This is a genomic window from Ktedonobacter sp. SOSP1-85, from assembly GCF_016587415.1.
Classification (GTDB): Bacteria; Chloroflexota; Ktedonobacteria; order Ktedonobacterales; family Ktedonobacteraceae; genus Ktedonobacter.
The window spans coordinates 1,544,532-1,557,231 of record NZ_BNJI01000003.1 but is presented as its reverse complement, the minus strand read 5'-3'; the positions used below and the strand labels follow the sequence as shown (position 1 = coordinate 1,557,231).

The window sequence follows — 12,700 nt, the reverse complement described above, 5'->3', positions numbered from 1 at the left end:
CTTTCCTTTACAAGAAGTTCTTACAAGAAGTTCTCAAGCACGCTCTTGGCGTACTCCCAGTTGCGTTTGTTGCGATCGTAGGTTGCTTTCCCTTTTTCCGTAATTCGGAAGTATTTCCTCCTTCCGCCCTGAGATTCATCGCCCCAATACCATTCGATATCACCGTCCATCTCAAGCCGCCGGACGCTGGAGTACATCGTGGCTTCCTTTAATTCATAGTCCCCACCCGAGCGCTCAGCAATCAGCTTGACAATCTCGTAGCCGTAGCGGTCAGCTTCCGATACGAGCCGTACAATCATCGTATCGGTATGTCCGCGCAGCAGGTCGGAAGTCAGTTTGTTTTCACTCATATCATCACCTCGTAGTTGGATTATACAGCATAGTACTATGTTTGTCAATATACTATTTCAATGATGATACTTTGTTGAATAAACCAGATCTCCGTTCTTTGTTGACCTCCCTGGATGCGGATGGCAGAGGGCAAGGGCAAAGACCTATTGGGAAAACGAGCGCCACTTTGCGGCTTCCAGTTCTGGCAAGACCTCCGCAACTTTTGCCTCGTAGACAACGAGGAAGCCTGGTTCCCATGACGCTGGGACTCTCCTCTGGCTCATCATCGCTGATCGTGGAGCATGACTCATCCTAGAGAGAAACACCAGCCCATTTTTGAGCAGAAAGAGTGATAGATGCTTGTCTTGCCCGCTACGCTGCCCCTGGATACACTAGCGCTACCCCTGGACCGAAGGTAGCTCATCTGTATCCAGGGAAACCAGGACTAAGCCGAGACTGCGAATTTTGAGCAGAACCCGATAGAGTGCCGCTTGATCGACCAGGGATCCACACAGCACCGTTCTGCCAGATACTTCGGGGAGAATCTCCAGATTCTCGAACCATTCTTGCCAGGATGGGTCCAGGTGTCCTTTGATCCAGATGCGGCATCGCATATTTAGCGCCTTCCTCCCTTCGTTCAGGATATTTGGAGTATAGAACGCCACTGGGTGAGTTGCCTTCACCCAGGAAGGTGATTACAAGTGGGTGAGTGGAAAAGAGGAACACATCAGAGGAATGCCAGACGTCGCGCTACCTCACTGGCTTCAATACGATTGTGAACGTTGAGTTTTCGGTAGAGACCCTGGATATGGGTTTCCACGGTATTGACTGAGATCACCAGTTCACGCGCAATCTCCGGGTTCGAACGCCCCACGATCAGCAGACGCAGGACCCCTTGCTCCTGCTCGCTGAGTAGCTCCAGGAGCAGGGCTTCTTCCTGCTGGAACAGGAGTAGAGATGCTTCCTTCTGCTCGGGAGTTGGGGAGCTGAATGCCTGATCCTGTTCCTGCGCCCATTGCTCGACCGCTGACAGATCCCCAGCGGCCAGTTGGAGTCGTGCCCGGCAGACGCGTATTACTCTCACAGACCAGGGGATGTGCGTATGCATCTCCCATTCTGAGAGCACATCCTGAGCCTGAGCGGTCTCTCCACCGGCATGAATGTCATCCCCAACTCCCCAACAGGGTGAGTATAGCGAAGGGGAGGCGAGCCAGCAACAAAATGTTGCTGGAAAAAGCAAGATGGGGAGCAGCTTCTCAAGCAGTCAATGGTTGAGAGGCTGCTCACTCTTCGCGTCGATTGATCACTCGTCGTCCTAAAATCTGACCACTCTTCGCGCTTACTACCACTAGACTCTATTACTCAGTAACATCAGTTAAAGGTCAGTGTTTCAACCAGGTAAGTTGCGTTCTTTGCGACTGGCTCACACGAGGGCGAGACTTTGAGCAGGTAGGATGTACCAGACTTTGGCACCAGGGACACCGTTGTGTCTCGCTCCTGCGTCTGACCAGCATCGAGTGAGAGGCCATGCTGCGTCAATGTTCCTGGAGGACCTCCTGACAACTTCTGACCCGCTCCGTCCTGAATAATCATGCTCGCATACATACTACTACAGGCGGTGGCCCCATTATTGGCTACTGTAAAATACCAGGTAGTATTCTGTTGAGCCAGATCCACAACGACCTTTATTAGCGTCAAAGCCAATTGTGACTGGCAAGAGGTGAGGCAGGTCAGCGAGCGGTTAAAGCTGTAGGTTTTGGGTATATCATCACTCCCCGCCGTTGGCGATGTAGTAGGCGTCACTGTGACCATGGAGGTTTCGGCGAACTTATTTTCCTGGATCACAGTTACTACAGGCGAAGGAGTATGTCCTGGCAAGCCTGGAAGTGCGATAGATGCCCGGTTGTTCACCGTCACCTGAGGGTGCAGAAATAAGGCATAGACCGCGACCCCACTCATCACAAAGGCAACTGTCAGCATAGCCGTAAACACACAATGCATGATCAGGCTCTTACGCTGCTGCAAGCCCTTATTCCGGCTATTGTTTACCAGAAACTGTGTGACGCCAGCGGCGGCCGAGACAATAGATATGACCCCCGCCAGGGTCGCGATAAGATCAGTAATTCTCATGAAATATTCCCTTCCAACATTTTCCCACAACCAGAATCGGTATGTATATTTCAACACTTGTAGAAACGAAAGAGAAACAAAAAATAACACCATCTATAAAACTCATTAAAAAATGTATGGAGCGACCAGTGTATGTCGGTCGCTCCATGCATTTTTTAATGAGTTTTATTCTTCGCGCAGATATAGCTCAATCACGGGAATGAGCACATCGGGGCGCTGGCTAGGAAGCTCCAGCGTCAACACATCGGACGTCACGCCAGAAGGGGTGGTATGACTACCGGCGAGTGTTCCATCGTGAAAACGGATGCGCGATCCATCGTGCAGGAAGCGGGCGAAGCGGACTTTGCCTGCCAGACCTTCTAAAAAGAGGTGGGTCATGGGCCAGGAGAAGAGATGCACATACAGGCGGTCGCCACGTTGGGTCAGGCGACAATCGGGAGGTGCGGCAAACGAACTGGCGCTCGCGCCATAGATCGCTGGTCCATGGCGCTTCATCCATGCTCCCAGCTCTCCTAGAATCACCTGGGAGCGTGGATCAATCTCGCCACGAGCCGTGGGACCGGTGTTCAAGAGCATATTGCCGCCCTTCGAAACGGCGTCGATAAGCAGACGTATAAGCAAGTCAGGCGACTTCCAGTCCAGATTGTCGCGGTCATAGCCCCAGCTACTGGTGATCGTCTGGCAGGCTTCCCAGGTGACGCGGCGCCCATCGACCTCGATCCAGCCTCGCGGCTGCACCTGTTCAGGGGTGACAAAATCAGCCGCCGCGGGCAGGTCGAGGCGATTGTTCAGCAGGATATCGGGCCTTAGCTGGCGCACCAGTTCCAGCAGTTGCTCAGATTGCCAGTCATCGCGCCCCTTGCCTTTAGCCCAACCCCAATCACTCTCGGGATAGGAGAAGTCAAACCACATAACATCAATTGGGCCATAGTTCGTCAACAACTCGCGCACCTGACCCCTGAGATACTCCAGATAGATACTTATATCCCTTGATTCCGCCCTCACTGCCTGGTCTTCGCGCCTGGGGTGAAAACCGTCCAGGGGAAAGTGAGGATGATGCCAGTCGATAAGCGAATAATAGAAACCCACGCGCAGGCCCTCAGCACGAAAAGCCTCTACCCACTCACGGATTAAATCGCGACCGGCTGGTGTGTTGGTAGCCTTATAATCCGTCAGTTGCGTATCCCACAGGCAGAAGCCATCGTGATGCTTGGTCGTGATGACGGCGTACTTCATGCCCGCCGCCTTCGCGATCTTTGCCCACGTGACAGGATTGTAGAGATCAGGATCGAAGGTCTCGAAATAGGTCTGGTATTCCTCCTCGCTGATCTGGTCCATGCTCTTAGACCACTCTGCCAGTCCCCCACGCCCATAGCGTGCAATCGCTGAGTAGATGCCCCAGTGAATAAAGAGGCCAAAACGGTCATGCGTAAACCAGCGTGCGCGCTCCGGTACGACTGCCTGATTGATATTCGCATCTATGGTAGTCATCGATTCCCTCCACTCAATTGATATGTAGGGTCCATGCTTGCATGGACTTATTAAGCGCAGCAATTTCCCGCGATTGAGTCTCAATGTGAGGACGGTGGAGTCCATGCAAGCATGGACCCTACAGTCACTTTCTTCGAGATGCGCCACTTCAAAGGTTATCCACCTGTTACCTGGCCCAGGCAGGACCAGATGGATAACGATACTCTTGTAATGACTCTGGGCGCATCTCGATGCTGTAGCCCGGCTCAGTGGGGACGAGATAGTGTCCACCTTGCAGGCGAACGGGGTACAAAAAGTGCTCATGCAGGTGCGCGGCATATTCCAGCATTCGCTGCTCTACAGTGCCGCTGATAGCGATATAATCAAGCATGGCTAGGTGCTGCACATATTCACACAACCCTACGCCGCCCGCGTGTGGACAGACCGCGACTCCACATTTGGCCGCCATCAAGAGCACAGCCAGTACTTCATTGACCCCACCGAGCCGACAGGCATCAATCTGGCAGACGCCAATCGCGCCAGCCTGTAGCAGTTGCTTGAAAACGATGCGATTCTGTACATGCTCGCCTGTCGCGACATGGATGGGTGCGAGCGCCTGGGCGATCCTGGCATGCCCTAGAATATCGTCCGGGCTGGTCGGCTCCTCGATCCACCAGGGTTGGAATTGTGCCAGGTCCCGCATATGCTCTATAGCTTCGTCTACCTCCCAGACCTGATTCGCATCCATCATTAGAAGGTTCTGCGGGCCAATCTCTTCGCGCATGATGCGCGCCCGCCGAGCGTCGTCCTCGGGACTTACGCCAACCTTGAGCTTAAAGCGTGTCCAGCCCTCCGCCAGAGCGGTGCGGCATAGATTGCGCATATGCTCATCGCTATATCCTGACCAGCCTGCAGAGGTGGTGTAGGCGGGATAGCCCTTACGCAGCAACTCGGCCTCGCGCTCCGCCTTCCCTGGGGCCTGGTGCTGCAACAATTCAAGCGCCTCTTCAGGCGTTAAAAGATCGGTAATATAGCGAAAATCAATGCAGCGTACCAGTTCTTCGGGCGTCATATCCGCGACCAGCTTCCAGAGCGGTTTTCCCTCGACCTTGGCCCACAAATCCCAGACCGCATTGACCAGCGCGGCGGTCGCCAGGTGAATAACCCCCTTCTCTGGCCCGATCCAACGCAACTGGCTGTCACCCGTAATAGAGCGCCAGAAGGCCCCCATATCGGCAGTGAACTCTTCCAGTGCATGCCCTTCTACCAGGTAAGCAAGGGCCTGGATCGCGGCCACCACGACCTCGGTACCTCGGCCAATGGTGAAGGTCATCCCATGGCCCTCCAGACCTGTGGGTTCATCGGTGCGCAACACAACATAAGCAGCCGAGTAGTCGGGATCTTTGTTCATTGCATCTGAGCCATCCAGGCTCCGCGAAGTGGGAAAACGCACATCGTGAACCTGAATAGCTGTGATCTTTACTGCCAAAGCGCACACTCCTTATAAACGCGAAATCTAACAGATAGTATGTTACAGACAAGAAGCCAAAAGTAAGTATGATATATTTCTACTAGTTTCTACACACAAAGCGTACTTGCTTACTAGAGCCAGGCCAGGGTAAAACCCTGGTTTTTGTATCTCACGGCCTTATGCTCCTTTTTTAGGGCACATAAAAGGGTATACCATGCTCATTCTGGACTGTCAAGTGCGCAAAATGGCACAGAGGGTATTCATTATCCACTTAGCAAATCTCGCCATGTATGTTATACTTATTTCAATATATCTGTCATTACCAATACTATAAGTCAGACTTAGCGATGGCTGTATGGAGCATACATTGCATCGAGACTGAACTGACATAGCTGTTTGCTATAGCGGGTGAGGAGCAGCGACGTGCTAGCAGAAGAGAATGCTGGAGGGCCAGGGCTGGAGACAGCCTATCGCCCCCAATATCAACAGGTTGCGGAGCATATCATTGATTTTATTGTGGCCTCCAGGCTCAAACCTGGCGAGCGCCTACCTACGGAGCAGGCCCTGGGCGAGCGCTTCGGTGTGAGCCGTAGCGTGGTCCGTGAGGCGGTCAAATATCTCACAGCCACAGGCCTGGTCGGGGTACGCAAGGGCTTTGGTGTGTATGTCGCGGGCCAGACCCCTGGTACCCTGCACCTCTCACTCGCTGTCGAACCAGACCAGGTACAGGCGCTTTTCGAGTTTCGCGGCCAACAAGAGATGCTTACTACGCGCCTGGCTGCTACACATATTACCCTGGCTGAACTCCGCGAACTGGAGCGCCTGATCGCCGCGAACTGGCGGGCCGCTGAAGGAGAGCAACTCGATGCGTTTATTCTCAGCGATAACCAGTTCCACCAGGCCATCGCCCAGGCCACACATAATCCCTTCTTCATCGAAACGATCAAGAATGTTATTAGCTTACAGCGCTGGGCCGTCAAACTGGCGGTAGGCGGCTATCCTGGCTCTTTACGCGAGTCTGCACAGCAGCATATAGCGGTCTTTGAGGCCTTACGTAACGGCCAGGGAGAAGAGGCAGCTCACGCCATGCAGCAGCACATTGATTCCGTCTACCAGGCCTATCGCCAGGAGGTCAAACGCCGCCTGCTGAATGACCAGCATGCGAACTAAGAGGAGGCAAGGATGTTTTCGCTACACAATAAAGTCGCCTTTATTACAGGGGCAGGTTCTGGCATTGGCGAGGCCATTGCGCGCTTGTTCGCCAAACAGGGCGCGCAGGTCATCATCGCTGATCTCCGCCTGGATGCTGCTGAGCGGGTCGCGGCGGAGATTAAGGCCGAGGGCGGGCAGGCTCAGCCACAGGAGCTAGATGTGGCCAACACTTCCCAGGTACAGGAGGCATTCGCGGCTATTGCCAGGCAGTATGGTCGTATCGATATCGCCGTTAATAACGCGGGCATCAGTCATGTGGGTACGATTCTGGAGACTAGCGACGAGGATTGGGAGCGCGTGATGAATGTCAACGCGGGGGGCGTCTTCCGCTGTGCGCGTGAGGCGGTGCGCCAGATGCTCAAGCAGGAGCCAAAGGGCGGCACGATCATTAATATCTCCTCGGTCGCGGCCCAGATAGGCGTTGAACAGCGCCTTCCCTACTCGGCAAGCAAGGGCGCGGTGCTTTCTCTGACCCGCAGTATCGCCGTTGACTTCGTGCAACAAGGCATTCGTTGTAACGCTATTTGTCCCGGCACCGTCCATTCGCCCTTCGTAGAAGGCTATCTCCAACGCAACTTCCCCGGACGCGAGGATGAGGTACGCCAGTCGCTCCACGCGCGCCAACCAATTGGACGCATGGGACGCCCAGATGAAATCGCCTCCGCCGCGCTCTACCTGGCCTCAGAGGAGGCAGCCTTCGTCACCGGAAGCGCCCTGGTCATTGATGGCGGCTGGACTGCCAAGTAGTTACTATATATTTATGCCATCAAATGGCTAATATTGTTTTGCACGCTGCATTCATAGGAGGCACCATGGGAAACGCGCTTACACTACGTCCACTGGGAAAAACAGGTTTACAGGTACCCGCGCTCTGCATTGGCTGCGCCGAACTGGGTAATATGCCCGAAACCTTCGACTATTCCGTAAGCGAGGAACAGGCCCTCACCACTATTCGCGCCATCTTCGCCGGCCCCATTCCATTTGTCGATACCGCCGCTTCATATGGTGATGGCGAGAGCGAGCGCCGCATTGGCCTCGTCCTGCGCGAGCTTGGCGGCTTGCCTGCTGGTTTTGTGCTCGCCAGTAAGTCTGATCGTGACCTGACCACAGGTGATTTCAGCGGAGCACAGATACGCCGTAGCGTGGAGCGTAGCCTACGTCTGCTTGGCGTGGAGCGCCTACAACTCTGCTATCTACATGATCCAGAACATATCGGCTTTGAAAAGTCCATGGCCCCTGGCGGCCCCGTCGAGGTTATGCGCCAGCTTCAGGCCGAGGGGGTAATCGAACATATTGGTATCGCGGGCGGCCCCATCGACATGATGACCCGCTTTGTGGAGACCGACCTCTTCAGCGTCGCGATCTCGCACAACCGCTACACCCTGCTGGAGCGAGAGGCCTCACCCTTCTGGGACGTCTGCCAGGCACATGGAGTCGCCGCCGTCAATGCCGCCCCCTATGGCTCAGGTATCCTGGCCAAAGGACCTTCAGCCTACCCACGCTATATGTATGGGCAGGCATCAGAAGACATGCTCAAGCAGGCATTCGCCCTCGAAAAACTCTGCCAGGAATATGAGGTGCCGCTGGCGGCGCTGGCACTCCAGTTCTCCCTGCGCGACCCACGCATTACCTCCACTATCGTCGGTATCTCTAAACCCGAACGCCTGGAGCAGACGTTGGCCCTGGCCCTGTATTCCATTCCAGAAGAACTCTGGCTGAAGGTAAAGGATGTCACCCATGCCTGATTTCGCCCTCATAGACACCCATGTCCACCTCTGGCAACGTGACCAGTTTGAACGTTCCTGGCTGGCAGGGGACGCCACGCTTGACCAGGACTATGGCCTCGCTGAATTTACCCAGGCTACCAGCATACAAGCGGTAGAGGCCTTTGTCTTCGTCGAGACAGGGGTTGAGCCAGCCCAGGCACTCGCCGAGGCCTCCTGGATAGTAGAGCTGGCACAACAGGATAAGCGGCTGCAAGGAATTGTAGCCGCTGCTCCCCTCGAACTTGGAGCAGGAACCACGCAACACTTACAGGCCCTTACCACGCTTGGCCCCTTGATCAAGGGTGTGCGGCGCAACGTTCAGGGCGAAGCCCTCGGCTTCTGCCTCTCGCCGAGCTTTCTCGAAGGGGTTCAGCTCCTGGCAGACTATAACTTCTCATTCGACCTCTGCATTCGTCATGAGCAGCTTCCAGAGGTCATCCAGCTGGTGGAGCGCTGTCCCCAGGTGCGCTTTATCCTCGACCACCTGGGGAAGCCCGCCATTGCCAGAGGAGAACGCGAACCATGGTGTAAGCAACTAAACGAGCTTGCGCGGCACCCCAACGTGGCCTGCAAGATCAGCGGCGTGGTAACCGAGGCCAACCACAGCACCTGGAAGCCCGATGATATCAAACCCTACATACACGATGCCCTCAACGCATTTGGTGAAGAGCGCGTCTTATTTGGCAGCGACTGGCCAGTCATGCTCCTGGCAAGCTCCTATAAGCGCTGGGTCGAGACCCTCGATGCCCTGACAAGCGAGCTCTCGACCATGGCCCGCGAGAAGCTCTGGCGCGCCAACGCCCGCCACTGGTATCGCCTGGAGGCCTGAACCCCGCTGGTAAATAGGATGCAATGTGAGCAATTGGCGCGATAGCCACAGAATGGCTTGGCCTACCCCTCTACCTTTGCTTCTATGGGTTGATTGATCTCCCAGAGATTGCCTTCTGGATCGGCAAAGTGTGCCGTGCGCAGCCCCCAGGACTGGTCAGTTGGGGGTCTGAGGAACGTGACTCCCGCTGCCTTGAGCACCTCATATGCGGCGTCAACATCCTCAACACTGGCGGCCAGAACAACGCGAGGAGCTCCATCAATCTTGAACGTATTGGGATCTGCACTCAGCAGGTCTGCGGCACCTGAGAGCGAGAGCAGGATCAGGTGCCGCTCTTGCAGAAGGAAAGTGGAAGAATTGGCATCGCTCCCCATATACGGAAGTTTGAACGTATCTCGATAAAACGTCGTACAGCTGGCCAGGTCTCGGACGAACACTACCGTCGCGATTATTCCGTTAATCATGTTTTCTACCTTTTTTACTTTCTTCTCTGTCGAGTCACAACGGAAGTCCATGAGTGTGCGTCATGCCCCTCTCCCGAGTAGAGAGTGGCAGGCACGTCTGTGCTCGACAAAGAACAGTCTAGCAGAGAAGAAGGCGCAAAACTTCTCCAACCTTGCTCTTTTTTATTTCCACCTCTTACCGGTAACTTTGTTGTTTTGGGATTTTGCTCCTTTTGCTCGAGCATATTCACCTGTTCAGGTATCTTTATGCAGTTGTGAATGTTAACTCCAGGCAACACGTCGACGAATAAAGCGTGCCAACGGCTCGTGAAAGGTCTCCCAGACCTGTTCCGTCCTCAATAACATACACAACGACATCCCTTCGCTCTAAAATAACTTGCCCTTTGTTTAGAGAGATGCGACAGCGACTAAAAGGACGCACATCGATCTTGTAGGGTCCATGCAAGCATGGACCCTACAAAGGACTGATTTCAATCCTTATTGCAGATAATGCTATCTCACCTAGATAAAAAGTCCATTACGAATTTATCGCTTGTACCACTGTTTTTCTTCGATTTTCTTCTCTATACTGTTCTATAGAGGCAGGTTTATCTGGAAAGTCCGATGGGTATGGCTCTGTCTCTATACTCTTGCTCGCGCTATGACCACGCGCCCGGTTCTCAGGCTCATCCCTTCACGTGCTCAAGTAAAGAGCTTTTATCACAGATAGGTACAGTGCCGTCCTATCTATTATCGTCCAAGGAGATGCAACATGAGAAAGTTTTTTATCCCCATTTCTATCGCCACACTTCTAGCTCTTGTTATTGCCGCTGTTAGCTTAACATCACTACACACGGATGTTCAGGCAGCACCAGTTGAGCATGGCAGAGTTGTACACGTCGTTGAACATGCCATCACGGATACTGTTGTGGATGTCGGTCCTAAGGGTGACTCGGTGGGCGACCTGCTTCCCTTCGCTAATCCTGTCTTTGATGCCGCCAATAAACATAAAGTCGGTAGTGATAATGGCAACTGCGTACGCACAGTCGTGGGAACAGCCTATGAATGCACCTGGACAACCCTGCTCGCCGGAGGACAAATCACGGTCGAGGGGCCTTATTACGATAGTGGCGCCGACTCTATGCTCGCTATCACTGGCGGGACCGGTATCTACAAAAATGTGCATGGCGAGATGCGGTTGCACGCACGTGGAAATCCCGTGGGTTCAGAGTACGACTTTATTTTCAACCTCGATTAATTGTCACGGCCACTACAGAAAGGATTCTATGTATGGCTCGAACTCCCCTTATACGTGCGCTACAAAGGCTTGCTAGTGAACATGCAGAGGCCTCAGACAGAGGAGTCTCTGTCGAGGAGGTACGTCAGCGGCGACGAGCAGGCCTGAACCGCCGCCAATTTCTCAAAGGCTCAGGCGCCGTCGTTGCGGGACTGGCACTCGCCGACCTCGCCGTTCCCAGGGCGCACGCGACCAGTACCCCGAGCTCCCATATCGTAGGTTCGCCACGCATTGCCATCATTGGTGGTGGCATCGCTGGCTTGAACGCCGCTCTGACGCTCCAGGATGCTGGTTATGCCTCTACTGTATATGAAGCTTCTTCCCGCGTCGGTGGACGCATGCACTCCAACACCACAACCTGGGCAAATGGACAGACCAGCGAATGGTGCGCTGAGCTAATCGATAGCTCACACAAGACCATCCTGCAACTCACGCAACGCTTTAACCTACAAACGGCTGATCTGTTGTCAGCTCAGCCTAATGGTTCAGAAGATACCTATTATTTCTTTGGCAAGTATTATCCCCAATCACAGGCGGATAGTGACTTCCAGCAGGTTCATAATGTCTTGCAAGAACAGATCCAGCAGGCGCCCTTTCCCACGCTCTACAATAGCTATACCGCCTTTGGGCAACAGCTCGACAATACCAGTGTCTACGACTGGATTGAGCAATATGTGACTGGCGGCCACGCCTCCAATATGGGGCAGCTACTGGATGTGGCCTACAACATAGAGTATGGGCGCGAGACCAGAGATCAAAGCTCTCTCAACCTGGTGTATCTACTCGGCTACCAGGCCACACCGGGTAATTTCAGCATCTTTGGCAAATCCAATGAGCGCTATCACATTGTAGGAGGGAATGAGCAACTTCCAGCGGCTATAGCCAACGCGCTTCCCACCAGTTCAGTGAAGCTCAACACGCGTATGAAAGCGATCACGACCAACGCCGATGAGAGCATTACGTTGACGCTCTCATCCCCCACGGGTACTCAAACGGCCACCTACGACCGCGTGATCCTGACCCTGCCGTTCAGCGTCCTACGTACGCTAAACTACAGCCAGGCCGGTTTTGACAGCCTCAAGAAAACGGCCATTACCCAGCTTGGCTATGGCACGAACTCCAAGCTCCAGTTGCAGTTTGATACGCGCTACTGGAACAGTGCCGGGGCTTGGCCGGGGATCAGCAATGGCAATATCTATACGGACGTAGGCTTCCAGAATACCTGGGATGTGACGCGTGCTCAGCCTGGTGCGACGGGCATCATTGTTGATTACACGGGCGGTAATATCGGCGCCGCGTATAACCCGGCCTCGCCCTACTCTACCAGCAGCAACCCCAAGATTCAGGATTATGCTCAGACCTTTCTGGCGCAACTGGAGACAGTATGGCCCGGCATCAGTCCTCACTATACCGGCAAGGCGACCTTGAGCTATCCTACCGGCGATCCCAATCTACTCGGCAGCTACTCCTGCTGGCGCGTCGGCCAGTACACCCTCTTTAGCGGATACGAGAAGGCGCGCCAGGGCAAGATCCACTTCGGCGGCGAACACTGCTCCATCAATTATCAGGGCTTCATGGAAGGAGGGGCTCAGGAGGGTGCACGAGCGGCCAACGAGATCCTGAGCGATTACAAACAGGCCATCTTCCCCTAAATAAACATCCCTACTTGTAGGGTCCAAGCTAGCTTGGACCCTACCAAGGCTTCTGATTGGACATTCAAGGCATGTGCGGCGCATTGCTTCCGTGTTTTTT

Annotated in this window: 13 protein-coding genes; 6 read left to right on the top strand and 7 right to left on the bottom strand. The window is 54.2% G+C overall.

Translation table 11 applies throughout. The features are described from left to right. Positions 1-20 precede the first annotated feature (20 nt). From KTE_RS44785 to KTE_RS44760, 6 genes are all read right to left on the bottom strand, one after another. Entirely contained in the window at positions 21-350 is a 330-nt protein-coding gene (locus KTE_RS44785) for a PadR family transcriptional regulator (RefSeq protein WP_201393728.1), read from the bottom strand. A gap of 378 nt (positions 351-728) precedes the next feature. Beyond that, complete coding sequence (locus KTE_RS44780; protein WP_201391282.1) at positions 729-944, bottom strand: hypothetical protein; 216 nt, start codon at positions 942-944, stop codon at positions 729-731. A gap of 113 nt (positions 945-1,057) precedes the next feature. Beyond that, entirely contained in the window at positions 1,058-1,570 is a 513-nt protein-coding gene (locus tag KTE_RS44775; RefSeq protein ID WP_236601006.1) for a response regulator transcription factor, read from the bottom strand. 131 nt (positions 1,571-1,701) lie between these two features. After that, positions 1,702-2,460, bottom strand: coding sequence for a hypothetical protein (locus KTE_RS44770; protein ID WP_201393725.1), 759 nt, complete (start codon positions 2,458-2,460; stop codon positions 1,702-1,704). A gap of 165 nt (positions 2,461-2,625) precedes the next feature. Beyond that, entirely contained in the window at positions 2,626-3,951 is a 1,326-nt protein-coding gene (locus KTE_RS44765) for an alpha-L-fucosidase (RefSeq protein WP_201393723.1), read from the bottom strand. Between the two features lie 166 nt (positions 3,952-4,117). Continuing rightward, entirely contained in the window at positions 4,118-5,419 is a 1,302-nt protein-coding gene (locus KTE_RS44760; RefSeq protein ID WP_201393721.1) for an L-fuconate dehydratase, read from the bottom strand. 405 nt (positions 5,420-5,824) lie between these two features. Here KTE_RS44760 and KTE_RS44755 point away from each other — a divergent pair, with 405 nt between their 5' ends. From KTE_RS44755 to KTE_RS44740, 4 genes are all read left to right on the top strand, one after another. Further along, positions 5,825-6,571, top strand: coding sequence for a FadR/GntR family transcriptional regulator (locus tag KTE_RS44755; protein ID WP_201393719.1), 747 nt, complete (start codon positions 5,825-5,827; stop codon positions 6,569-6,571). 12 nt (positions 6,572-6,583) lie between these two features. Next, positions 6,584-7,360, top strand: a complete 777-nt coding sequence (locus tag KTE_RS44750) for an SDR family NAD(P)-dependent oxidoreductase (RefSeq protein ID WP_201393717.1) — start codon at positions 6,584-6,586, stop codon at positions 7,358-7,360. A 65-nt stretch (positions 7,361-7,425) separates the two neighbouring features. Further along, on the top strand, positions 7,426-8,358 hold the full coding sequence (locus KTE_RS44745) for an aldo/keto reductase (protein WP_201393715.1): 933 nt from the start codon (positions 7,426-7,428) through the stop codon (positions 8,356-8,358). After that, entirely contained in the window at positions 8,351-9,208 is an 858-nt protein-coding gene (locus tag KTE_RS44740; protein ID WP_201393714.1) for an amidohydrolase, read from the top strand. The genes KTE_RS44745 and KTE_RS44740 overlap by 8 nt, the downstream gene beginning before the upstream one ends. Positions 9,209-9,270: 62 nt before the next feature. Here the strand turns inward: KTE_RS44740 and KTE_RS44735 are convergent, their stop codons facing one another. Continuing rightward, the gene (locus tag KTE_RS44735; RefSeq protein ID WP_201393713.1) at positions 9,271-9,672 is read right to left on the bottom strand and encodes a VOC family protein; all 402 of its coding nucleotides are present in this window, start codon (positions 9,670-9,672) and stop codon (positions 9,271-9,273) included. 751 nt (positions 9,673-10,423) lie between these two features. On the opposite strand from KTE_RS44735, the gene KTE_RS44730 reads away from it, so the two are divergent. Next, positions 10,424-10,909, top strand: coding sequence for an allene oxide cyclase family protein (locus tag KTE_RS44730; protein ID WP_201393712.1), 486 nt, complete (start codon positions 10,424-10,426; stop codon positions 10,907-10,909). A 32-nt stretch (positions 10,910-10,941) separates the two neighbouring features. Further along, positions 10,942-12,600 (top strand): FAD-dependent oxidoreductase, encoded by a 1,659-nt coding sequence (locus KTE_RS44725; RefSeq protein ID WP_201393711.1) that lies wholly within the window; start codon positions 10,942-10,944, stop codon positions 12,598-12,600. The last annotated feature ends 100 nt before the right edge of the window (positions 12,601-12,700 follow it).